21 protein-coding genes are annotated in these 23,597 nt (G+C 68.4%); 15 read left to right on the top strand and 6 right to left on the bottom strand.

Annotated elements, in window-relative coordinates; all coding sequences use genetic code 11:
• Positions 1-86 precede the first annotated feature (86 nt).
• Positions 87-3,497 (top strand): TonB-dependent receptor, encoded by a 3,411-nt coding sequence (locus SGCZBJ_RS22745; RefSeq protein WP_101720191.1) that lies wholly within the window; start codon positions 87-89, stop codon positions 3,495-3,497.
• A gap of 43 nt (positions 3,498-3,540) precedes the next feature.
• On the opposite strand, the gene SGCZBJ_RS22750 is transcribed toward SGCZBJ_RS22745, so the two are convergent.
• Both SGCZBJ_RS22750 and SGCZBJ_RS22755 read right to left on the bottom strand, forming a co-directional pair.
• Entirely contained in the window at positions 3,541-4,353 is an 813-nt protein-coding gene (locus SGCZBJ_RS22750; RefSeq protein WP_101720192.1) for a DUF1365 domain-containing protein, read from the bottom strand.
• A complete protein-coding gene (locus SGCZBJ_RS22755; RefSeq protein WP_240621611.1) occupies positions 4,350-5,687 on the bottom strand; it encodes an NAD(P)/FAD-dependent oxidoreductase in 1,338 nt (445 codons plus the stop codon). Before SGCZBJ_RS22755 ends, SGCZBJ_RS22750 begins: the two co-directional genes overlap by 4 nt.
• Positions 5,688-5,836: 149 nt before the next feature.
• Here SGCZBJ_RS22755 and SGCZBJ_RS22760 point away from each other — a divergent pair, with 149 nt between their 5' ends.
• From SGCZBJ_RS22760 to SGCZBJ_RS22780, 5 genes are all read left to right on the top strand, one after another.
• Positions 5,837-6,934, top strand: coding sequence for an SAM-dependent methyltransferase (locus SGCZBJ_RS22760; protein ID WP_101720194.1), 1,098 nt, complete (start codon positions 5,837-5,839; stop codon positions 6,932-6,934).
• A gap of 16 nt (positions 6,935-6,950) precedes the next feature.
• On the top strand, positions 6,951-7,361 hold the full coding sequence (locus SGCZBJ_RS22765) for a DUF2177 family protein (RefSeq protein WP_101720195.1): 411 nt from the start codon (positions 6,951-6,953) through the stop codon (positions 7,359-7,361).
• A 90-nt stretch (positions 7,362-7,451) separates the two neighbouring features.
• Complete coding sequence (locus SGCZBJ_RS22770) at positions 7,452-7,982, top strand: sigma-70 family RNA polymerase sigma factor (RefSeq protein ID WP_276308974.1); 531 nt, start codon at positions 7,452-7,454, stop codon at positions 7,980-7,982.
• On the top strand, positions 7,979-8,725 hold the full coding sequence (locus SGCZBJ_RS22775) for an anti-sigma factor (RefSeq protein WP_101720197.1): 747 nt from the start codon (positions 7,979-7,981) through the stop codon (positions 8,723-8,725). The genes SGCZBJ_RS22770 and SGCZBJ_RS22775 overlap by 4 nt, the downstream gene beginning before the upstream one ends.
• Before the next feature lie 48 nt (positions 8,726-8,773).
• Positions 8,774-9,874 (top strand): mechanosensitive ion channel family protein, encoded by a 1,101-nt coding sequence (locus tag SGCZBJ_RS22780; RefSeq protein WP_101720198.1) that lies wholly within the window; start codon positions 8,774-8,776, stop codon positions 9,872-9,874.
• Here the strand turns inward: SGCZBJ_RS22780 and SGCZBJ_RS22785 are convergent.
• Complete coding sequence (locus tag SGCZBJ_RS22785; RefSeq protein ID WP_101720199.1) at positions 9,871-10,440, bottom strand: demethoxyubiquinone hydroxylase family protein; 570 nt, start codon at positions 10,438-10,440, stop codon at positions 9,871-9,873. The genes SGCZBJ_RS22780 and SGCZBJ_RS22785 overlap by 4 nt on opposite strands.
• Positions 10,441-10,661: 221 nt before the next feature.
• Between SGCZBJ_RS22785 and SGCZBJ_RS22790 the strand changes: the two genes are divergently transcribed.
• The 8 genes from SGCZBJ_RS22790 to SGCZBJ_RS22830 all read left to right on the top strand — a co-directional run bounded on the left by SGCZBJ_RS22790 (position 10,662) and on the right by SGCZBJ_RS22830 (position 17,294).
• Entirely contained in the window at positions 10,662-11,957 is a 1,296-nt protein-coding gene (locus SGCZBJ_RS22790; RefSeq protein WP_101720200.1) for an allantoate amidohydrolase, read from the top strand.
• Between the two features lie 95 nt (positions 11,958-12,052).
• Positions 12,053-13,273 carry a pyridoxal-phosphate-dependent aminotransferase family protein gene (locus SGCZBJ_RS22795; RefSeq protein ID WP_165799415.1) on the top strand — a complete coding sequence of 407 codons (1,221 nt, stop codon included), beginning with the start codon at positions 12,053-12,055 and terminating at the stop codon, positions 13,271-13,273.
• A 130-nt stretch (positions 13,274-13,403) separates the two neighbouring features.
• Complete coding sequence (gene puuE, locus SGCZBJ_RS22805; RefSeq protein ID WP_101720201.1) at positions 13,404-14,315, top strand: allantoinase PuuE; 912 nt, start codon at positions 13,404-13,406, stop codon at positions 14,313-14,315.
• A complete protein-coding gene (uraD, locus tag SGCZBJ_RS22810; RefSeq protein WP_101720202.1) occupies positions 14,312-14,833 on the top strand; it encodes a 2-oxo-4-hydroxy-4-carboxy-5-ureidoimidazoline decarboxylase in 522 nt (173 codons plus the stop codon). The genes puuE and uraD overlap by 4 nt, the downstream gene beginning before the upstream one ends.
• A complete protein-coding gene (locus SGCZBJ_RS22815; protein WP_101720203.1) occupies positions 14,834-16,033 on the top strand; it encodes a urate hydroxylase PuuD in 1,200 nt (399 codons plus the stop codon).
• 20 nt (positions 16,034-16,053) lie between these two features.
• A complete protein-coding gene (locus SGCZBJ_RS22820) occupies positions 16,054-16,716 on the top strand; it encodes a TetR/AcrR family transcriptional regulator (protein WP_240621613.1) in 663 nt (220 codons plus the stop codon).
• Positions 16,717-16,932, top strand: coding sequence for a CopG family transcriptional regulator (locus tag SGCZBJ_RS22825; protein ID WP_420808191.1), 216 nt, complete (start codon positions 16,717-16,719; stop codon positions 16,930-16,932).
• Positions 16,933-17,000: 68 nt separating this feature from the next.
• Positions 17,001-17,294, top strand: coding sequence for a type II toxin-antitoxin system RelE/ParE family toxin (locus tag SGCZBJ_RS22830; protein ID WP_101720204.1), 294 nt, complete (start codon positions 17,001-17,003; stop codon positions 17,292-17,294).
• 3 nt (positions 17,295-17,297) lie between these two features.
• Here SGCZBJ_RS22830 and SGCZBJ_RS22835 read toward each other — a convergent pair whose 3' ends face one another.
• On the bottom strand, positions 17,298-18,614 hold the full coding sequence (locus SGCZBJ_RS22835; protein ID WP_101720205.1) for an amidohydrolase: 1,317 nt from the start codon (positions 18,612-18,614) through the stop codon (positions 17,298-17,300).
• A gap of 190 nt (positions 18,615-18,804) precedes the next feature.
• Complete coding sequence (locus tag SGCZBJ_RS22840) at positions 18,805-21,009, bottom strand: TonB-dependent receptor (protein ID WP_101720206.1); 2,205 nt, start codon at positions 21,007-21,009, stop codon at positions 18,805-18,807.
• Positions 21,010-21,131: 122 nt separating this feature from the next.
• Between SGCZBJ_RS22840 and SGCZBJ_RS26275 the strand changes: the two genes are divergently transcribed.
• On the top strand, positions 21,132-21,281 hold the full coding sequence (locus SGCZBJ_RS26275) for a hypothetical protein (RefSeq protein WP_240621618.1): 150 nt from the start codon (positions 21,132-21,134) through the stop codon (positions 21,279-21,281).
• A gap of 41 nt (positions 21,282-21,322) precedes the next feature.
• Here SGCZBJ_RS26275 and SGCZBJ_RS22850 read toward each other — a convergent pair whose 3' ends face one another.
• Complete coding sequence (locus tag SGCZBJ_RS22850) at positions 21,323-23,464, bottom strand: alpha-glucuronidase family glycosyl hydrolase (RefSeq protein WP_101720208.1); 2,142 nt, start codon at positions 23,462-23,464, stop codon at positions 21,323-21,325.
• Positions 23,465-23,597 lie beyond the last annotated feature (133 nt).

Genomic DNA, 23,597 nt, shown 5'->3' on the forward strand with positions numbered 1-23,597 from the left:
CGGTGGCGGATACCGCTACCAACAAGAACAGAGATCACGGGTCGGCCACTCAAGAGCCTGCCCGTCGGGAAGAACTGGGAGGGAATATGTTGCAAGTCACTTCGCGGCGGAGCCGCGCCCGCGTGCTGTGCGATCGTGCATCGCTCGGCGCCCTGACCGTCGCCGGCAGCCTGCTGCTCGCCGGAACCGCCTTCGCCCAAGACGCCGCCCCCGCCGCCCAGGCTTCGGGCCAGACCGAGGAAACCGCGGTCGAGGAAGTGGTCGTCACTGGCTACCGCGCCGCCCTGCAGAGCGCCCTCAGCCTCAAGCGCAGCTCGAACGTGATGGTCGACGCCATCAACGCCGAGGACATCGCCGACTTCCCCGACGCCAACCTCGCCGAGTCGCTGCAGCGCCTGCCGGGCGTGTCGGTCGACCGCGAGAACGGCGAAGGCCGCACCATCACCGTCCGCGGCCTGGGCAGCGACTTCACCCGCGTTCGCCTGAACGGCCTGGAAGCCCTGTCGACGGCCGGCCCGTCGATCGCCGGCGACGCCGCCAACCGCTCGCGCGGCTTCGACTTCAACACCTTCGCCTCGGAACTGTTCAGCGCCCTGAAGGTCCAGAAGACCGCTTCGGCCGAGACCGACGAAGGCTCGCTGGGCGCCACGGTCGACCTGGAGACCGGCAAGCCTCTGAACTTCAAGGATCGTCGCCTGGCCCTGTCGGTGCAGGACGCCTACTACAAGAACGGCGGCACCCACTCGCCGCGCTTCGCCGGCCTCGTCTCCGATCGCTGGGAAACCAACTGGGGCGACTTCGGCGCGCTGTTCTCGGTCGCCTACAACAAGCGCAACCAGATCATCGACAGCTACCAGCGCCAGGCCGGCCAGTCGGACTACACCTATCGCCAGTCGACTTTCCTGGCGACGAACTCGACCGCCACCTCGCCGCGCCGGCAGGGCTTCGCGACCCCGATCGGCACCTCGTGCAACGGCGGCGTGATCCCGGGCATCAACATCACCAACACGGCGATCTGCTCGATGCTGGTCGGCTCGAACGCGGCCGCCTACAACCTGATCAACAGTCCCTCGAGCGCGACGACCAACGCCACCAGCCTGACCGGCACCGGCACCATCACCGCGCCCGGCCCGCTGACCCGCATTCCCGCCCTGGCCACGCTGAACCAGCAGGACCTGGAGCAGGAACGCCTGGGCCTGACCGGCGCCCTGCAATGGCGCCCGACCAGCCGCACGACCATTTCGTATGACTGGGTCTATTCGGAGCTGCAGCAGTCGTCGATCAACTACCAGGTCCAGACCGTCGGCCTGAACCGCAACAACACCAACAACAGCACCGGCAACCCGTTCTACACGCTGAACCCGGCCACCACGGCCGCCCAGAAGCGGGCGTTCTACGCGTCGTGCACCGCGCAGGCCGCCAATGAAGTCCGCGACGCCATCGACTGCGGCCAGCAGCTGAACGGCGGCGGCCTGGTCGCCGGCACGACCAACAGCTACAACCCGTTCAACCTCGATCCGTACGACTACTACAACTCCGTCTCGTCGGTGGGTTACGTGCCCAGCGCGAACGGCACTGCGATGGTCGACAGGTTCATCGGCCGTCCCAGCGTGCGCCTGATCGATGCGGCGCTGTCGCCGACCGGCGCCAACGCCGACTATCTGAAGCTGGGCAATGTCGACCTGCGCTCGGCGGCCGACGCGGCGTTCTTCACGACCTACTTCCGTCAGTCGTCGCTGAAGCTGGACCACGAGTTCAGCGACAACTTCACGATGAGCGCCGTCTGGGGCAAGTCGTCGTCGAAGAACAAAACTCAGGGCCTGCTGGCCGACTTCATCCGCCTGGACTCGGGCCAGGGCGTGGCCGGCGACGACTACCTCGTCTACGACGCGCGCGGCGGCGGCGACATGCCGCTGCTGAACCTGGGCTTCGACGCGACCCAGGCCTCGGCCTGGGACTTCGTGAAGGGCTATTCGGCCCTTCGCCACTTCCAGCGCTTCACCAACAACGACTACGAGACCCTGCGCTTCGACTTCAAGTACGACCTGGACGACAACTACGCCGTCCGGTTCGGCGTCAGCCAGCGCAAGTACGGCTTCGACACCGCCGAGTATCGCCGCCTGAGCGGCGAGACCCTGAACCCCAGCCTGAAGGAAGCCGGCTCCAACATCGCTTCGGTCAGCAAGGTCATCAACTGGGGCACCGGCCTGGACGTCCCGTCCGGCGGCACCACCGCCTTCCTGGCGCCCGACCTGCAGAAGATGGTCAGCCTGTTCGACTTCGACTGTAACTGCGTCAACAAGTGGGGCGACTGGCGCCTGTCGTACCTGAGCAGCGCGGCCAACCGCTACTCGGTCGAGGAGAAGGACACCGGCGCCTTCGTCCAGTTCGACTACAACACCGAGCTGTTCGGTCGCGAACTGCGCGGCAACGTCGGCACCCGCTACGCCATCACCGAGCTGGAGTCCTCGGGCCTGACCAACGGCTCGCGTCCGATCTCGGGCGAGAACAAGTACACCGACGTCCTGCCCTCGCTGAACGCCGCCTACGAGGTGGCCGACAACATGTACATCCGCTTCGGCGCGGCCAAGGTCATGGCCCGCCCGATGCTGGGCAATCTGTCGCCCTCGGTCACGGCGATCAGCGTGCCCACCGGCGCCGGCGCCGTTGTCGGCGGCACGATGACCGTCGGCAACCCGAAGCTCGACCCGTTCCGCGCGGTCAACTACGACCTGAGCTTCGAGTGGTACTTCACCTCGGGCGCCTTGGTGTCGGTCGCGGTCTTCGACAAGCAGATCAACAACTTCCCGCAGACCCTGATCAACAACGCGCCGCTGAGCCAGATCCTGGACGCCGCGGGCATCGCCGCCCTGCGGGCCGCCCAGACCAACGTCAACGCCCTGGCCTATATCGACGCCGACAACACCTTCGACATCCGCCAGTTCGACAACGCGCCGGGCGGCTACATCCGCGGCATCGAGGTCAACTACCAGCAGAACCTGACCTTCCTGCCCTGGTACTTCAAGAACCTGGGCGTCCAGTTCAACGCCACTCACCTGGAGTCGGAGCTGGAGTACATCGTCACCCCGGCCAACACCCGCACGGGCGCGGCGGCGATCACCGCCAAGGCCCCGTTCACGGGCGCATCGCCTGACGCCTTCAACTTCACGATCTTCTATGAAGTCGAGAAGTTCTCGGCCCGCCTGTCGTCGTCCTACCGCAAGGGCTACAGCCAGACCTATCCGGTCGCCGCCGGCACCTGCGACCCGGGCTATTGCGACAGCCCGCTGGTCAACGACTTCGCGGGCAGCAAGAAGACCTTCAACCTCGACGGTTCGGCCACCTACAAGCTGACCAAGAACATCACCCTGTCGCTCGAAGCCCTGAACCTGACGGACCAGAAGGAAGAGCGCTGGGCCTACCAGGACGATCCGGTCGTGTCGCGCTACGCCGCCACCGGCCGCTCGGTCTTCATGGGCGCGCGCTTCGTCTACTGACGCCGATCGCGTCTTTCTCCCCGGAACGACTGGCGGCGCGGACTCAGGTCCGCGCCGCTTTTTCTTTGTTCAGCGCAGAGGGGCGGACTTCTGTCCGCGCCGCTTTTTCCTTGGCCAGGCGAGGGTTGGCGAAGAACCGGAAGCCCTTGAGCAAGATCTTGGCCGCCTCCCAGTGGATGGCCGCCAGCACGCCGGCGACCTGCCATGGATGGCTCAGCGCCGCGCGCAGCAGCGCCCCGTCGCTCAGGGTCTCGCGCCGCCCCGAAAAGCCGGCCGACAGCACCCGCCCGGCGTCGTCGTGCACGTCGATCCCCACCCGCACGCCCTCGCCCGGCGGCGCGACCTGGAAGGCGTAGCGCAGGTCCATCGGCAGGAACGGCGAGACATAGAAGGTCTTGTCGCAGGCCTGCACGACCAGCCCGTCGTCGCGCGCCATGGCCGGCAGCACGTAGTCGTGGCGCTCGCCGAAGGTGTTGCTGACCGCATAGACCACCGCGGCCAGGCGCCCCTCGCGGTCATGGCAGAAATAGACCGTCAGCGGGTTGAAGCCGTGCCCCAGCACGCGCGGCATGCACAGGGCCAGGATGGGGCCGCCCGGCGCGTCCAGCCCGCGCGCCGCCAGCAGCGCCTCGACCTGCGGCTTGACCGGGGCGGGCATGCGGCCGGCATGGTCGCGGTCGTGATAGCTAAGCAGGTTCAGGGCGTTGTGCGAGAACAGGCGCAAGGCCCGACCCGCCGCGTCCAGCTCGTCGAGATCGAGCAACAGCATGAATATCCGATAGCGCAGGCGATGGCGCCGGGGCCGGGCGCGCTCGTGGACCACCACGCCGCAATAGAGGGCCGAGCGCAGGCTCACGCGACCAGCTCCGCCTGGCGCGCCTCGGCGGGCGTATCGAGAAAGATGCGGCCGGACGGGTTCGGGGTCAGCCAGGGCCGGCGCACACCGCCCAGCTGCTCGGCCACGGCCAGGCCCGCCTGCAGGCCGTCCTCGTGGAAGCCCGAGCCGAAATAGGCGCCGGCGAACCAAGTCCGGCGCACGCCCTGCAACGACCACAGCCGCGCCTGGGCCGCCATGGCCGGACCGTCGAACAGCGGATGCTCATAGACCTGGTCGTGCAGCACGGCGCCCGGCGCGCGGTCGGGATTGAGCGACAGGAAACAGGGAGCGGCCTCGCCCAGCGGCTGCAGGCGGTTCATCCAGTAGGTCACCCCGCCCTCGCCCCGCTCGCCCCGGCGGCCGACATGGTTCCAGCTGGCCCAGGCGGCGGGCCGGCGCGGCATCAGGCCCGCGTCGCGGTGCAGCACCGCGCGGTTGCGGCTGTAGCGGAAGGCGCCCAGCAGCGCCGTCTCCTCCGGGGTCGGCTGGGCCAACATGGCCAGGGCCTGGTCTGCGTGGGCGGCGATCACCACCTGGTCGAAACTCCGCGCCTGGCCGCGCCCGTCCTCGACGACCACGTGGTCGGGATGGCGCGTGATCCGCCGCACCGGCCTCGACAGCAGGATCTCGCCGTCCGTGTCGGCCGCCAGGGCGGCGACGTAGCGGGCGCTGCCGCCGGTCACCGTCCGCCAGATCGGCCGCTTGTCGATCGGCAGCATCAGGCCGTGATTGTCGAAGAAGCGCAGGAAGGCGCCGGCCGGAAACTCGCGGATGTCGCGCAGCGAGGCCGACCAGATCGCCGCCGCCTGGGGCAGCAGGTGATCCTCCTGGAAGGCCCGGCCGAACCCCTGCGCGTCCAGATAGTCGGCCAACCGGCAGAAACCGCCATCCGTCTCGAGCGCCTGGGCGTCGCGCGTGCCGGCCCGATAGAAGCGCATGACGTCGATCAGCATCCCCAGGAACCGCGGGTTCACCAGGTTGCGCTTCTGGGCCAGCAGCCTGTTGGAGGAATATTCCAGCGCCCCGTCGTCCAGCGACACCCCGAACGACATGTCGCTGGCGGCGGTCTCGACGCCCAGGTGGCCGAACAGCGCCGTCAGGTTGGGATAGTTCGGCTCGTTGTAGACGATGAAGCCGGTGTCCACCGCCATCCCGCCGGCCTCCACCGTGTGGGCGTGGCCGCCCAGGCGATCGTCGGCCTCGTACAGAACGACCTCGTGGCGCCGGGACAGCAGCCAGGCCGCCGACAGGCCGGAGATTCCTGAACCGACCACGGCGATGCGCTGGCGCGGGCTTGGGCTGGAGGTCGGCAAGGCTGGTGCTCCTGTCGGCAAGGCTTCCTGGTAGCTACGGAGCAGTCCGCCGCTTGGACGCATGCATCCGGACGCCGCCTTCGCGCGTAGCTGCGTCCGAAGGTCGCCAGCCCGACAGACGGGGTGCGGCCGCCACGGACGGAGGCACGATGACGGACACCACGCGCGACCTGACCGGCAAGACGCCCGCCCGCGACGAGGGCCTGGGCCGCAGCGGCGGCGGACCGATCCAGGCCCTGGTCCGCCTGGCGCAGGACGCGCCCGTGCCCGACTTCGTCTCGCGCCTGGCCATCCATCAGCTGGTCGCAGGCGCGCGGCGCTCGCTGGAGCAGGCGCCGCCGGAGACCACCGCCCAGTTCGCCGCTGCGATGATCGACGGCCCGATCGCCACCCACACCGCCGACGCCAACGCCCAGCACTATGAGCTGCCGGCCGCCTTCTTCGAGGCGGTGCTGGGTCCGCGCCTGAAATACTCCAGCGGACTCTACCCGCCGGGCGCCGCCACGCTCGCCGACGGCGAGATCGCCGCCCTGCGCGAGACCGAAAGCCATGCCGACCTGCGCGACGGCCAAGAGGTCCTGGAGCTCGGCTGCGGCTGGGGCTCGCTGTCGCTGTGGATGGCCGAGCGCTTTCCCGCCTCGACGATCACGGCGGTGTCGAACTCGACCTCGCAGCGGGCCTTCATCCAGGCGCGCGCCGCCGAGCGCGGCCTTGGCAACCTGACCGTCGTCACCGCCGACATGAACGTCTTCGACACCCACCGGCGCTTCGACCGCGTGGTCTCGGTCGAGATGTTCGAGCACATGAGCAACTGGCGGGCCCTGCTGGCCAAGGTGCGCACCTGGCTGAAGCCCGACGGCCTGCTGTTCCTGCACGTCTTCACCCACGCCACGACGCCTTATCGCTTCGAGACCGAGGACCCCGACGACTGGATCGCCCGCCACTTCTTCAGCGGCGGGATCATGCCCAGCCACGACCTGCCCCGGCAGTTTCGCGACCTGTTCGAGGTGGCCATGGACTGGCGCTGGAGCGGCGCGCACTACGCCCACACGGCCATGCAGTGGCTGGAGCGCTTCGACTCTGCCTCCGAGGTGGTCGATCCCCTGCTGGCAGAGGTCTATGGCGCCGACGCCCGGATCTGGCGACGGCGCTGGCGGCTGTTCTTCCTGGCCACCGCCGGCCTGTTCGGCCATCGCGGCGGATCCGAGTGGGGCGTCAGCCACTACCGCCTGCGGCCCGTCCCCTGAAGGAGACCTTCGGAAAATGCTTCGCTACGCCCTCGGCTATCTGTCGACCGCCGTCGTCTTCCTGGCGCTGGACGCCGTCTGGCTGACCCAGATGGCCGACCGTCTCTATCGGCCGCGCATCGGCGCCTTGATGGCCGACACGCCCAGCCTGCCGCCGGCCGTGGCCTTCTACCTGATCTATATCGGCGCGGTGACCTGGTTCGCGCTGGTTCCGGCCCTGCGCCCGGACGGCGGCTGGCCGCGCCTGCTGGCCAACGCCGCCCTGTTCGGCCTGGCCGCCTACGCCACCTACGACCTGACCAACCAGGCGACGCTGAAGACCTGGTCGACCGCCGTCACCCTGGCCGACATGGCCTGGGGCGCCTTCGTCACCACCGCGGCGGCCTCGGCGGGCTATTTCGTCGCCAGTCGGTTCGGCCAGCGGTAAGCCGTTGCCAGCCTTGAAGGAGCATGCGAGCGTCCCCGCCAGGCATGATGCCGGAGGGGACGTCGCTTGGACGCTGACAGCAGCCGCGCCTTGCTTTCGCGAGCGATCGCTCGCGTCGCCAACCGCGACCAGGACGCCCTCAAATACGTCTATCGACACACCTCCGCGAAGCTATTGGGCGTCGCCTTGCGTATCTTGAATGATCGCGAGGAGGCCGAGGACGTGTTGCAGGACGTCTATCTGACGGTGTGGAACAAGGCCGAACGGTTCGACCCGGAAAAGGCCAGCCCGATCACCTGGCTGGTCAGCCTGGCCCGCAACCGCGCCATCGACCGGCTGCGCTCGCGCGGGAGCCGGGTGATGACCGGCGTCGAGGAGGCGGAAAGCCTGCCCGACGCCGCGCCGCTGGCCCCGGCAAGGATCGAGGCCGACGAGGATCGCCAGCGCCTAGACGGCTGCCTCGACCAGCTCGACCCCAAGCATTCCGGCGCCGTGCGCAAGGCCTTCTTCGAGGGCCTGACCTACGACGCCCTGGCCCAGGCGGTCGGCGTGCCGCTGGGCACCATGAAAAGCTGGATCCGGCGCAGCCTGATCAGCCTGCGGGCCTGTCTCGAAGCATGACCGACGCGACCGACATTCCGCCTGAAGGCCCCGAAAGCCGCGACAGCGAAGAGCGCCCCCTGGCCGGGGAGTATGTGCTGGGCGTGCTGGATGCGTCCGAACGCGCCGAGGTCGAACACCGGCTGAGCGTCGACCCGGCCTTCGCCCGCTCGGTGGCCTGGTGGGAGGAGCGCCTGACGCCGCTGGCCGCCGACGTCGCCTCGGCCCAGCCGTCCGAAGGCCTGTGGCCGCGCATCCAGAACCTGATCGCCGAGCCGCTGAAGCCGTCGGCCTGGAGCAACGTGACCCTCTGGCGCGGCCTCACCGCCGGCGCCATGGCCCTGGCGGCGGCCTGCGTCGTGGTCGCGGTGCTGCCGCGTCCCGCCCCGCCGCCGGCAGTTGCGCCCGCCCCGGCTAGGCCGCAGGCGGCCGAGGTGGCGCTGATCGCCGACCCGACCACCAACAAGCCGATGATCGTCGCCACGCTCGACCACGGCATGGACCAGGTGATGCTGACGCCCATGGGCATGAAGATGCCGGAAGGCCGCGACGCGGAGCTTTGGGTCATTCCCGAGGGCCAGGACCCGATCTCGCTGGGCGTGATGCCGATGGACAAGCCCATGCGCATGCCCATGCCCGAACACCTGCGCGGGGCGGGTACATACACCGCCACCCTGGCCGTCACCGATGAGCCGATCGGCGGCTCGCCCAGCGGCAAGCCGACCGGTTCGGTGCGTGCCGCGGGCAAGTTCGCCAGGGCCTAACGGCGTTTTTCGGGGAGCCACGAGGGCCCGGGCGCGTTGGCCCCGGTCATGAAGGATCTTCCCGCCTGGCTGCCTGACTGGCTGAACGAGTCCGTGTGGCTGATCGCCTGGGCCCCGCCCTGGATCGTCAGCCTGGCCCTGATCGTGGCCGCCATCGCTATCGCCCTGGCCGTCCACGCCGTGGCCGTACGGATCGTGCGCCACGGCTTCGCAAAGCGCGACGCCTTCTGGCAGGCGATGATCGCCCGCACCCGCCGCCCCACGCGCATGGCCTTCATCGTCGCCGCCCTGGGCGCGGCGGTGTCGATCGCGCCGCTCGACGTCGCCCAGGCCGCCACCGCCAAGCACCTGCTGCTGGTGATGTTCATCATCCTGCTGGGCTGGATGGCCATGACCGCGCTCGACATCGGCGCCGCGCTCTACATGCGCGGCTTCAAGGTCGACGTCGAAGACAACCTGCTGGCCCGCAAGCACATCACCCAGATCCGCATCCTGCGCCGGGCGATGGCCATACTGATCGGCATCTTCACCCTGGCCCTGGCGCTGATGACCATTCCCGGCGTGCGCCAATGGGGCGTCAGCCTGCTGGCCGCCGGCGGCGCGGCCTCGCTGATCGTGGGTCTGGCCCTGCAGCCGCTGCTGACCAACCTGATCGCCGGCATCCAGATCGCCGTCACCCAGCCGATCCGCATCGACGACGCCGTGATCGTCGAGAAGGAGTGGGGCAATATCGAAGAGATCAACGCCACCTACGTGGTCGTGCGCCTGTGGGACTGGCGGCGGATGGTGCTGCCGCTCAGCTACTTCATCCAGACGCCGTTCCAGAACTGGACCCGCGAGAGCGCGGCCCTGATCGGCACGGCCATGCTCTATGTCGACCCTTCCGCCCCGGTCGATCGCCTGCGCGAGAAGCTGGAGGAGATCGCCAAGGCCTCGCCGCGCTGGGACGGCAAGGTCGTCAACCTGGCCGTCACCGACATCACGCCCGAGGTCATGGAGGTGCGCTGCCTGGTCAGCGCCCGCAACGCCCCCACCACCTTCGACCTGCGCTGCGAGGTGCGCGAGAAGATGATGGCCTTCCTGCGCGAGGAACTGCCCGACGCCTTCCCGAAGAAGCGCCTGGCGCTGGCGGCTGAGGGCGGCGCCTAGGCGGCCGCCCGCAGGGTCCGGGCGAGGCGCAGCGAGTCTCCGCGGGTCGACAGCCAGATCAGCGCCTCGACGGCGATGCAGATGGTTGCATCCAGCAACGCGGTCAGCCCATTCGGCGCCCCACGCTCCTTCTCGGCGTAGCGCAGATGCCCGAGCTCCTGCTGCTGGATGTCGTGGATCGTCGCGGCCATCTCGGCGTCGCGCTCGCCCAGCCAGGCCAGCTGGTCGTCGAGATGCCGATGCACCGTGCGCTCCACCGCCTCGGTGCAGACCAGGATCGCCTTACGGCCGAGGACGCCCGTCACCCCGCCGAGCGCCACACCGCCGACCGACCAGATCCACATCAAGCGGCAGGGTTTGGCCGCGCGCGTCGGCATCAGGGCCCGGAAGCGTTCCAGGTGCTCGCGCTCGTGGGCGAGAGTCCGCGTCAGGAACGGCAGCAGGTCAGGCGCGCGCAGTCGGGCCAGCGCGATCTGGGCCCGATAGATCCGGATCGCCCCATGCTCGCCGCCGTGGTTCACGCGCAGGATGCGAGCTTCGACGGTACGGTTCTTCGGGGTCGACATGAGCGCAACATGCAACCTGCACAACGACAGGACAAGGACAGGCCAAGCCGACGCTCGACGCCACTAAAGTAAGTGATTTATGACTTACAAGCAGGCGCCCGCGGGTGCGGTTGGCGCTTGCGCGGGCAATCGGCGGAGACTTCGCCGTCGAGGCGCTTGCCGGGGCGGACCGGCGGGCGCAGCCTGCTATCGGGTAGGGCGACGAAACGGCGGGGAGCGGAGTGACTCAAGCGTTCGAGATCGGCGTCAGGGCCAAGGCCCGCTGCGACCTGATGGGCGCGGCGCCGTTCAGCGAGGCCGACGACATGCTGGTGCGGCGGTTCCTGACCCCCGCCCACAAGGCCGCCCTCGACACTCTGAAATTCTGGATGGAGGAGGCCGGCATGGCCGTCCGCCTCGATCCGGCCGGCAATCTGGTCGGCCGTTATGAAGGGCAGACGCCCGACGCCCCGGCCCTCTTGATCGGCTCGCACATCGACAGCGTACGCAACGGCGGCCGCTATGACGGCGCGCTGGGCGTGATGCTGGCCGTCGACCTGATCGAGACCTTCCATCGCCAGGGCCGCCGCCTGCCCTTCGCGCTCGAAGCTATCGCCTTCGGCGACGAGGAAGGCTCGCGCTTCCCCGCCTCGATGGCGTGCAGCCGCGCCGTCGCCGGCACGGTCGATCCCCAGGTGATGGAGATGACCGACGCGGAGGGTACGAGCCTGGCCGAGGCCTACGCCGCCTTCGGCCTGGATCCCACCCGTCTCGTCGAGGCCGCCCGCAAGCCCGGCGAGATCTTCGCCTTCCTCGAAGCGCATATCGAGCAGGGACCGGTGCTGGAGGCCGAGGGCCTGGCCCTGGGTGTCGTCACCGCCATCGCCGCCCAGAAGCGCATACTCGTCCGCTTCAAGGGCCAGGCCGGCCACGCCGGCACCACGCCCATGGGTCTGCGCAAGGACCCCGGTCCCGCCGCCGCCGAGGCGGTTCTGGCCCTCGAACACATCTGCCGCGAGGGTCCGCTGGGCGGAACCGACGGCCTGGTCGGCACGGTCGGCCGCATGACCGCCCTGCCCGGCGCCTTCAACGTCATTCCCGGCGCGGTCGAGTTCTCGATGGACATCCGCGCCGAGACCTCGGCCACCCGCGACGCCGCCGTCGCCGCCGTGACCGCGCGGATCGAGGCCATCGCCGCCCGCCGCGGCCTGTCGGTGTCGGTCACCCTGATGCAGGAACTGGCCGAGAGCCCCTGCGATACGGGCCTGGCCGACCTGCTGGCCGCCGCCGTCGGCGACTTGAACGATTTGGGGGCGCAACCCGCCCGCCGCCTGCCCAGCGGCGCGGGCCACGACGCCATGGTCATCGCCGACCTCTGCCCCACCGCCATGCTGTTCATCCGCTGCGAGGGCGGGATCAGCCACAACCCCGCCGAAGCCGTCACCGACGCCGACTGCGCCTTGGCCGCCCAGGCCATGGTCGGGTTCGTCGAGCGACTGGCGACGCAAGATCCACGCCCTTCGACAAGCTCAGGGTGAGGATCTTGAATGCCGACGCCTGAGAAACACGACCTGTCAGTAGCCCTCATCCCGAGCCTGTCGAAGGACAAGGGCGGACCAAAAACGAAGTGCCGATGACCGACACCTTCAAAGAACTCGACCACCCCGCCCGCCTGCTGATGGGCCCTGGCCCCATCAACGTGCACCCGCGCGTGCTGCGGGCCATGTCGGTGCAGCTCCTGGGCCAGTTCGACCCCGAGTTCACCGGCTACATGAACGAGGTCATGGCGCTGTATCGCGGCGTCTTCCAGACGCAGAACCAATGGACCTTCGTGGTCGACGGGACCTCGCGGGCCGGCATCGAGGCGGCGCTGGTCTCGACCCTGCAACCGGGCGACGACGTGGTGGTGGTGAACGCTGGGCGCTTTGGCCTGCTGCTGGCCGAGATCGCCGAGCGCTGCGACGCCCGTGTCACCTTCGTCGAAGGCGAATGGGGCAAGGTCGTCGATCCGCAGGCCGTCGAGGATGCGGTCAAGCGCGTGAAGCCGCGCCTTGTGGCCTGCGTGCACGGCGACACCTCGACCACCATCGCCCAGCCGATCGAGGCGATCGGCGAGATCTGCCAGCGGCACGGCGCGCTTCTGTATGTCGACGCCACCGCCACGCTTGGCGGCATGAGCGTGCCGGTCGATGCCTGGAAGGCCGACATCGTCACCGCCGGCCTGCAGAAGTGCATGGGCGGGCCGTCCGGCTCGGCCCCGATCACCATCAGCGACAAGGCCGCCGACTACATCTTTTCCCGTCGCCATGTGGAGAAGGGCCTGGCGACCGCGGGCATGACGGGGAACGGCCGCCGCATCGCCTCCAACTATTTCGACCTGGCCATGATCATGGACTACTGGTCGGACAAGCGGCTGAACCACCATACCGAGGCGGCCAGCATGCTGTTCGCCGCCCGCGAATGCGCCCGCATCGTACTGGAGGAAGGGCTCGAGGCCCGCTTCACCCGCCATGCCCAGGCCGGGGCCGCCATGACCGCTGGCGTCGAGGCCATGGGCCTGACGGTGTATGGCGACCAGGCGCACAAGATGACCAACGTCACCGGCGTGATCGCCCCCGCCGGCGTCGACTACGACCGGGTGAAGGCCCGCATGCGCACCGAGTTCGAGATCGAGATCGGCGCAGCCTTCGGGCCGCTGGCCGGCAAGATCTGGCGGATCGGGACCATGGGCGTGAACGCCCGCAAGCACGCGGTGCTGCAAACGCTCGCGGCGCTGGAGGCGGTGCTGCGCTGGGAAGGCTTCAGCGCCCCGGCTGGAGCGGGCGTGGATGCGGCGGCGGCGGTATTCGGATGATGGCGGTGAAGACCCCCTCCGACCCTCCGCGACAGCTCCCCCAGAGGGGGAGGATCTTCGCCAACGCCACCGCCAAGATGCTCCCCCGCTGGGGGAGCTGTCGCGGAGCGACTGAGGGGGCCCGCGGCGCATGACCTACCCCCGCGACCTCATAGGCTACGGCGAGCACCCGCCGCACGCCCGGTGGCCGGACGGCGCGCGCGTGGCCGTGCAGTTCGTCCTGAACTACGAGGAAGGCGCCGAGCGCTCGGTGCTGCACGGCGACAAGGTCAGCGAATACTTCCTGTCGGAGATGGTCGGCGCCCAGCCCATCGAGGGCATGCGGCACATGTCGATGGAGAGCCTCTACGAATATGGCTCGCGCGCCGGCTTCTGGCGCATCCGCCGCCTGTTCGAGGAGTTCGGCCTGCCGCTGACCGTCTACGGCGTCGCCCAGGCCATGGAGCGTGCGCCTGACGTGGTCGAGGCGATGCTGACGTCCGGCTGGGAGATCGCCAGCCACGGCTATCGCTGGATCGACTACCAGCACTTCCCCGAGGACCTCGAACGCGAGCACATCGAAAAGGCCATCGAAGTGCACAAGCGCCTGACCGGGGAACGTCCGCTCGGCTGGTACCAGGGCCGCACCAGCCCCAACACCGCCCGTCTGGTCGCGCAGGAAGGCGGCTTCGTCTACGACGCCGACAGCTACAGCGACGACCTGCCCTACTGGGACGACCAGCACGGCCGCGCCCAGCTGATCGTGCCCTACACGCTCGACACCAACGACATGCGTTTCGCCGCGCCCCAGGGCTTCAACAGCGGCGACCAGTTCTTCGCCTATCTGCGCGACGCCTTCGACGCCCTCTGGCTGGAGGGCGAGACGGCGCCGAAGATGATGAGCATCGGCCTGCACTGCCGCATCGTCGGCAAGCCGGCCCGGATCATGGCCCTGCGCCGGTTCCTCGAGCACGTGACCCGCCACGACAAGGTCTGGGTGGCCAAGCGCATCGACATCGCCCGCCATTGGATCGCGACCCATCCGTACGGAGCCAAGGGATGAGCGCCCCGCCTCTGACCCTGGCCCTGCTCAACATCATGAACCAGACGGGCTTCGTCACCGCCCTGGGCTTCGCCTTCGAGCTGTCGCCCTGGGTGGTCGAGCGCGCCTGGAGCGCCCGCCCCTTCGACAGCATCGAGGCCATGCACGGCGCGATGATGCAGGTGCTGAACGCCGCCCCCCTCGACGACAGGCTGGCCCTGATCCGCGCCCACCCCGAACTGGCCGGCAAGGCCGCGATCGCCAGGCAGCTTACCGCCGAAAGCACGGCCGAGCAGGCCGGCGCGGGCCTGGACAAGCTGACGCCCGAGGAATTCGCGCGCTTCCACGACCTCAACGCCGCCTACGGGAAACGCTTCGGCTTTCCGTTCATCATCGCTGTTCGGCTGAACGACAAGACCTCGATCCTGCGGGCCATGCAGGCGCGCCTGTCCAACGACCGCGAGGCCGAGATCGCCGAGGCGCTTCTGCAGATCGGCCTGATCTCCAAACTCCGCATCCAAGACGCCGTGACCGACTAGATGGACTACGATCTCGCCGCCTGGCTGAACCTGGCGCTCCGCTGGCTGCACGTGATCGCGGGCGTCGCCTGGATCGGCGCCTCGTTCTACTTCGTCTGGCTCGACAACAACCTGCGAGCGCCAGAGTCCTTGGATGGAAGCCCCCCCAAGGACGGGGTGAAGGGCGAGCTGTGGGCCGTGCACGGCGGCGGCTTCTACCACTCGCAGAAGTACCTGACCGCCCCGGCGCACATGCCCGGCCACCTGCACTGGTTCAAGTGGGAGGCCTACACCACCTGGCTGTCGGGCTTTGCTTTGCTCTTCGTGCTCTACTACTGGGGCGCGCCGGTCTATCTGATCGACCCGGCCAAGCACGCCTTCAGCCACTGGCAGGCGGTGGGCGTGGGCCTTGCCTTCATCTTCGGGGGCCTCCTCGTCTACGAAGGCCTGTGCCGCTCGCCGCTGGTCGAGCATCCGCGCCTGTTCGGGATCGTCTGGTTCTGCGCCCTGATCGGCGCGGCGTACGCCCTGCAACACCTCTTCACCGATCGCGGGGCCTTCATCCATGTCGGCGCCATCATCGGCACGGCCATGGCCGCCAACGTCTTCCTGACCATCATCCCCAACCAGCGGAAGATTGTCGCCGACATGCTGGCCGGCCGCCCGGTCGATCCGCGCCTGGGCGCGGCGGGCAAGCAGCGCTCGGTGCACAACAACTACATGACCCTGCCGATCCTGTTCATCATGATCAGCAACCACTATCCGGCCATCACCGGCCACCCGCTGGCCTGGCTGCTGCTGGCGCTGGTGGGGATGGCGGGGATCTCGATCCGCCACTTCTTCAACCTGCGCCATCACGGGATCATCCGGCACGACTTCCTGTTCTACGGGGCCATGCTGATGTTCGCCGTCAGCGTCATCGCCAGCCAGAAGCCCAAGGCGCCCGCCGTGCTGGGCCCGGTCAGCTTCTTCGAGGCCCAGGCGATCGTCGAGAAGCACTGCGTGACCTGCCACGCGGCCAAGCCCACGCATCGCGGCTTCGGCGCCCCGCCCAATGGCGTGACCTTCGACAGTCCCGAGCACATCGCCCGCTATGCGCCCAAGATCAAGGAACGCGCGGTGGTCAGCACCAGCATGCCGCTTGGCAACGAGACCCATATGACCGATGAGGAGCGCGCCAAGCTTGGCGCCTGGATCGAATCCGGGGCCAAACTGCCCTGAGCACGCTGGAGGCCGCCCCCTTGTCCGACGCCGATCACGAGGTCGCCCCCGACGCCCCGGCGCCGCGCAAGCGCAACGCCGAGCGGACGCGCAAGGCGATCATGTCGGCGGCGCTGAAGGAGTTCTCGCAGGCCGGCTTCGCGGGCGCGCGCATCGAGCGGATCGTCAAGGCCGCCAAGTGCAACATCCGCATGCTCTATCACTACTTCGGCGACAAGAAGGGCCTCTACGTCGCCGTGCTGGAGGCCGCATACGAGGACCTGCGCAACCGCGAGGCCGAGCTTAAGATCGACTTCGACAAGCCGCTCGAAGGTTTCCTCGAACTGCAGCGCTTCACCTTCGAATATTTCGAGAAAAACCCCCGCTTCGAGGGCCTGCTGCGCAACGAGAACCTGATGCAGGGCAAGTTCGTCGCGCAGAGCCGCAAGGTCACCGAGACCGCCTTCCCCCTGCGCCGCACCATCGAGCGCCTGATCGAGAGCGGTCAGGAGCAGGGCCTGTTCCGCGACAACCTCGACCCGATCCAGATCTACGTCACCATCGCAGCCATGAGCCGCTTCCACCTGGCCAACGGCTGGTCGCTGTCGGTGACGCTCGACACTGACATGAGCACCGCCGAATGGCGGCGCGCCAGGCTCCAGCACGCGCTGGACGTGCTGGAAGGGTACCTGACGGCCGCGTAGATGGTCCTCCCAGAGGACGAGGACCATGCTATTCTGCACATCATGAAAGCTGAGCCGTCCATTTTCGACGACACTGACAGCGACGCCGAAGCCGTGGCCGACGCCGAAGGCTTGGCCGATCTCGAAGCTGGTCGCACGATCTCGCACGAGAAGATGAAGGCGTGGCTGCTCTCCTGGGGCACGCCCGGAGAGACGCCTCCTCCGACGGGCGATTGAAACAGGCTCTTCGGCTCAGCGCCAAAAAATCAAACTAACGGGCAGCTTTCACGTCGAGACATTCCGCAATGGCCGACCAAGACGCCCCCGCCTTCAAGGTCGCATGGTCGATCCGATCTCGACGTGATCTCGAAGGTATTCGCGCCTACATCGGACAGGTACGCCCGATCGCCGCGCAGCGGCTCGCCATACGTCTAGTCACTGCCGTCGAGGCCCTCGCCCAACATCCGCATCGCGGACGCCCCGCTGGTGGAGACGTCCGCGAACTGGTGGCGATCGCGCCTTACATCGTGCGCTACCGCATCAAGGGCGGAATGGTGCAGATCATCCGTATCAAGCACGGGGCCAAACGCCTCGATTGACCCCTACTTTGCCAGCACGTTCATCACCGCCAGGGTCATGGCCTCCACGCCCGTGCGGATCGACGGCTCGGGGACCGGGGCGAAGAACGGCGAGTGGTTGACGGGCAGCGGCTTGCCGGCCGCCTTCGCATCGGCCATCGCCTTGGGGTCGAAACCGCCGATCGAGAAATAGACCGACGGCACGCCGGCGATGATGAACTCCGAATAGTCCTCGCTGGCCGAGCCGGGGGACGGCACGGCCACGGCGTCCTTGCCGAAGGCGGCCTTGAAGACGGCGGCGGTCTTTTCGGTCAGGGCCGCGTCGTTGACCACCGCCTTGCCGCCTGGAACGATCTCCAGATCCGGGGCCGGGGCGCCCGACATCTCGGCCACGGCCTTGGCGGTGCGGGTGACGCCGGCCAGGATCTTGTCGCGCACGCCGTCGTCCTGGGTGCGGATGGTGCCGCGCACCTTGGCCTTGTCGGGGATGATGTTGCCGGCGCTGCCGGCCTGGATCGAGCCGACGGTGACCACGCCGAACGCGGCGGGGTCCTTCTCGCGGCTGATCACGCTCTGGACGTCGACGGTGAAGCGGGCGGCCATCATCACCGGATCGATCGAGGCGGCCGGCATCGAGCCGTGCGCGCCGCGGCCGTTGAAGGTCAGCTCCAGGGCGTCGGAGGTCGAGGTCAGCACGCCGGCCTTGTAATAGACCTGCCCCGCCGCGCCGGGACCGACGTGCAGGGCGAAGCCGTAGTCGGGCTTGCCGAACTTCTGGAAGAAGCCGTCGTTGATCATCGCCTTGGCGCCGCTGACCGTCTCTTCCGAGGGCTGGGCGACGAAAACGAGCGTGCCCTTCCACTTGGCCTTCTGGGCCACGAGCTGGCGGGCCGCGCCGATCCAGGCGGCCATGTGCACGTCGTGGCCGCACGAGTGCGCGACGAACACCTCGGCGCCGTTCCAGGTGGTCTTGGCGCGGCTGGCGTAGGGCAGGCCCGTCTTCTCCTCCATCGGCAGGGCGTCGAGCTCGGTGCGGACCAGAACGCTGGGCCCCTCCCCGTTCTTCAGCACCGCCACCACGCCGGTCTTGCCGACGCCCTCGGTGACCGTGAAGCCGAGGGCGCGCATCTGCGCGGCCAGCTTCCTGGCGGTCTCGACCTCCTGGAAGCCGACCTCCGGGTGGGCGTGCAGCTCCTTGTAGAGCGCGTCGAGCTGCGGGTAGTCGCGGTCAAGCTGGGCCTTGATGGCGGCCTTGGTCGCCGGAACGTTCAGCGGGGCCGCGAAAGCCGGCGCGGCCAGCAGGGCCACGGCGGCGGCGAGGGTGAAGGTCTTGGAGGTCATGCTGCTCGCGCGGCGGGCCGCGCCCTTCCTTCTGTCGTTACGCAAACTCTCCCTTCCCCCTTGATGGGGGAAGGGCGGGGTTGGGGGTGGAAGCGGCGGTGGACGTCACGCGGGCTGCGCCAGGTCCTGAACCCGTGTCACCCCCATCCCCGGCCCTTCCCCCATCAAAGGGGGAAGGGAGCACTGGAGATCAGAACTTCCTACGGGCGTTCACCCCGACGGTGCGCGGGGTCAATCCATAAAGCAGGTCCTGGTACCCGACGTTGCTGTTCTTGTTCATGATCCCCTCGGCGTCGGTGAGGTTGGTCACGAAGGCGTAGACGCCCCAGTCCTCGCCCTCGACGCCGGCGCGCAGGTTCACGGTCGAGAAGCTGCCGAACTTGTCGAAATAGACGTAGGTCGGCCGGAAGGTGGAGACCATCTCGCCGGTATAGGCGTAGTCGGCGCGCAGCAGGCCGTTGAGCCCGGCGACCGGCAGCGGCCAGACGTACTGGGCCGAGGCCGAGGCCGTCCAATCCGGTACGTTGGCGATGCGATCGCCCTTCCTGCCGGTCGAGCCGTCGACCAGGATGTTGGCGTTGGCCTGATCCTCGGTCAGCTCGGCCTTGGTGTAGCCGATCGAGCCATTGAGGGTCAGGCCGTGGATCGGACGGGCCGCGACCTCCAGCTCCAGGCCCTCGATCCGCGCGGCGCCGGCGTTGGTGATGAAGGAATAGAGGCCGTCGGCCGTGATGGCGCTGGTCTGGCGGTCCTTCCAGTCGATGCGGTAGGCGGCGGCGTTGGCCGTCAGCTTGCCGCCCAGCCAGGTGGTCTTCACGCCAGCCTCGTAGTTCCACAGGCTGTCGGGGTTGTAGACCACCAGCGCGCTGTTCAGGCCGGGCACGTTGTTGGCCCCGCCCGGCCGGAAGCCCTCGGCCGCCGTGGCGTAGACCATGACGTCGGAGGTGACCTTGTAGCTGGCGTTGAACTTGTAGACCCAGCCCGAGGCCTCGGCGGTCTGCTCGGTGTAGGGCGCCGGCGCGGCGCCGGTCAGCACGTTGCGTTGGGTGCCAGCGCTGCCGGTGGTCTTGGTGTAGTCGTAGTGGCGCGCGCCCACCGTCAGCGACAGGCCCTCGACCTGCGGCGGCGTCCAGGTCGCCTCGCCGAACTGGGCGGTCTGCTTGACGCCGGTGTTGACGTAGCGGCCTTGCAGATACTGCATCGGGCTGTAGGGCTGGCCCGTGGTCAGGCTGGTCAGCACCGTGTTGCTGTCGATATGGTCCTTGCGCAGCTCCATGTAGCCGCCGACCGTCCACTGAACCTGGCCTTCGCCCTTCGACGACAGCCGCAACTCGTGGTTCCAGGCGCCCAGATAGGCCGGCTGGTAGCCGATCACGCCGTTGGCGCCGCCGATGTAAGGCCGGTACTGCGGGGTGAAGTCGATCGTCCGCAGCATGTCGTACTTGTAGTAGGCGCTCGACGCGGTGACCTCTCCGACCGGGCTCGACCATTTGCCGGTGACGCTGGTCATGTCCATCTCGGTGTCGAGCGGCAGCTTCACGGCGCTGTCGGTGTTGTAGCCGCCCAGGCGGTCGTACCAGCCTTCCAGGTCGTCGGCCGACGAGTTCTGGTGGATCTTGGTGACGACCAGCGAGATGTCGTCGGTGGGCGTGAAGCCCAGCATGGCGCGATAGCCGTCGGCGTGGCTGTCGTTGATGTTCTTGGCGCCGGTGCGGACGTTGTCGACGAAGCCCGGACGGTCCTCGGTATAGGCCACGATGCGGGCGGCCAGCTTGCCCTCGATCAACGGGATGTTGCCCATGGCCTTCAGGTACGAGCCGCGCGAGCCGCCCTTGGTGGTGCTCGACTGGCCCTCGACCGAGGCGCCGAACTGGCTGCTGTCGGGCTTGGCGTAGATCACCCGGATGGTTCCGCCCATCGAGCCGCCGCCGTACAGCGTGCCCTGCGGGCCGCGCAGCACTTCCACCCGCTCGACGTCGAACAGGTTGAGGTCGGCGGCGTTGTTGGCCGGGTCCTGGGTCGTGCCCGAGGGACCGGTGACCGAGGTCTCGTCGTAATAGAGGCCGGTGGTGGCCTCGCCCGAGCCCTGGACGCCGCGGATGGTCACACGGCTTTGGCCCAACTGGCCCTGGGTCAGGTTCACGCCCGGCACCGAGCGGAAATAGTCCTGCAGGCCGGTCGCGCCGATCTTCTGCAGGCTGTCGCCGGTCACCGCGCTGATGCTCATCGGCGTGGTCTGGAGGGTGGTGGAGCGCTTGAGCGCGGTGACGACGATCTCCTCGACCGTCTCGTCGGCCACGGGCTTAGCGGCGGGCGTCTGGGCGGCCGCCCCCAGCGGCGCGGCCAGGGCGGCCAGCGCCGCCGTGGAAAGCAGGATCTTCAGGTCGGTACGCATACCATTCCCCAGTGCATGCATGAGAGCGCCCGCTCTGAAGGCGGGTCGGTCCCCAGGCTGGGGTCGACGGCAAAAATATGTCAACGCTTTTGTATCGATATTATTTGAATCGATATTATTGCCTGCCGCACAAGCAAACCTTCGCCCCCCACCGCCGTCATCCCGGCCGGAGCGAAGCGGAGAGCCGGGACCCAGGGGCCACGCGCAAGGCCGTTCAGCCGCAAGCAAAAGGGCCGCCGGCGCATTGCCGGCGGCCCCTCGGTCCCGGATAGCCTCTACGAGGCTTCCGGGATGACGACGGTTGGAGGAGCGCTCAGATCCCCGGCGCGTAGGGGAACGCCATCGCCTCGTAGGCCTCCAGGCTCAACGGCGGCGGCGCCTCGCCCTTGGGCAGGGGCAGGCCGTTGATCGACTGGAAATAGGCGATGGACGCGTCACGCCACCACTGGGCCTCGCGACGCTGGATAGCCAGGTAGGTCGCCACCTCGCCGTGACGCTCGGCGTCGACATAAGGCGAAAGATCCGCCCAGGTCGCCTGCATGCCGTCGACCGCCTTCACCCCGCGCGAATAGCGGTTCACCAGCTCGTCCCACAGCGGGCGGCCGGACCTGGTGCGGTAGTCCCACGGCAGGTGGTGGAACCACAGCAGGTCCTTCTCGTCGATCTTCGAGAGATCCGAGAATGCGGCCGCCACCGGCGGGGCGTACTGCGCCACCGCATTGCTGCCGCTCGCTGTACGGTCGAAGCCGATCCCCGCCTTGTCGGCCTTGTGGTAGTAGACGCTGGTCCAGTCGGCGCGCTCGCCGCCGGCCACCCATGGCCCCGGCCCGTAGTGGTGGCTGCGGCCCATCAGGTGGTGCAGGCCCATCGGCGTCATGTAGTCGACCACCGCCTCGCGCGAGCCCATCATCATCTTCACGGCCGGACCGGTGAAGCGCCTGTCGGGCGTGAAGGTCATGGCCGCCCAGTCGCGAGCGATGGCTTCCGAGGAGGCTTCCGGATCCCAGGCCAGGCGCCCGAAGGCGTACCAGTTGGCCTGGTCGAACTGCGATCCGCTCCAGTTGCGGTCGGTCCCGATATTGGCGACCCCCGCCATCAGGGTGCGCGAATAGCCGTGCAGCTTGCCATCGACCACCTTGGCCACGGTCGAGCCCTGGCCGGCGGCAAAGGTGTCGGCCTTCAGCACCTCCTCCCACATGGTCCCGAGGTAGGCCAGGTGGGTGGAGAAGCCGAGATATTCCTTGGTGATCTGGAACTCCATCCCGAGGTTGGTCTTCGGCATGGCCCCGAACAGCGGGTGGAACGGCTCGCGCGGCTGGAAGTCGATCGCCCCGTTCTTGACCTGGACGATGACGTTCTCGGCGAACTGGCCGTCGAACGGCTTGAACTCCGAATAGCCCTGCTTGGCGCGGTCGTCCGGCTGCTCGTGCGAATAGACGAAGGCTCGCCACATCACGATCCCGCCGTGCGGCCCCACGGCCTGCGCCAGCATGTTGGCCCCGTCGGCATGGGTGCGGCCATAGTCCTGCGGGCCCGGCTGGCCTTCCGAATTGGCCTTCACCAGGAAGCCGCCGAAGTCGGGAATGGCCTTGTAGATTTCGTCGGCCTTGGCCTTCCAGAAGGCCCGCACGGCCGGGTCCAGCGGATCGGCGGTCTTCAGCCCGCCGATCTCGATCGGCGAGGAGAACCGCGCCGAAAGATAGACCTTGATCCCGTACGGCCGGAACGTACCGGCCAGGGCTGCGGCCTTGGCGATGTAGGGCGCCGTCAGGCTGTCGGACTTGGCGTTGACGTTGTTGAGCACCGCGCCGTTGATCCCGATCGAGGCGTTGGCGCGGGCGTAGTCGAGGTAGCGCGGATCCTTGACGTCGGGCAGCCGCCACCAGTCCCAGATCGACTGGCCCGAATAGCCGCGCTCGACGCTGCGATCCAGGTTGTCCCAGTGGTTCAGCAGCCGGTAGCGGACCTTGGGGGCGTCGAGCAGGTCCAGCCGGTCGATCGCCTGCCGGGTCTGGATCAGCGCCAGATAGCGATAAACGCCGTGCAGCACGCCGATGTCGGTGTTGGCGGCGATCACCGTGAGCGGTCGTCCGCCGTCGGTCAGGGTGCGGATGCGGAAGCCCTCGTCCCCGGCGGCGTCGAGCGGCAGCTTCAGCGCGGCGATCCGGGGCGAGGATCCCGGCGTTCCCAGCAGGATCTGGCCGCCGCCGTCGCGGCGCTCGCCCAGCAGGCCGGCCAGGCCCTGTTCGAGCTCGGCGCGGGCGACCTTCAGGGTCGGCGTGTCGGCGACCGGCGCGACCACTCCGACCGAAGCGCGATAGGCGGCCGCCTCGCCCGCCGCCGCCGGCCGATAGCGGAGCCACAGGTCATGGCCGTTCTCGGCCCGGGCGATCAGCGGCGCCAACAGCAGGCCGGCGCCCAGGCAGAGCCCGTAAAGCAGGTGGCTGGGTCGCATCGCATCTCCCCGTCGATCATCTGGGTCGGCCGTCTTCGCGGCCTGAAGCTGTCGCCGCATGTCTGGCGAGGTGGTCGAGTCTCTGGCACCTTATTGGTCAGACCAATGGATTGACAACCTCCCCTCCGCGTTT

This window comes from Caulobacter zeae (assembly GCF_002858925.1).
Classification (GTDB): Bacteria; Pseudomonadota; Alphaproteobacteria; order Caulobacterales; family Caulobacteraceae; genus Caulobacter; species Caulobacter zeae.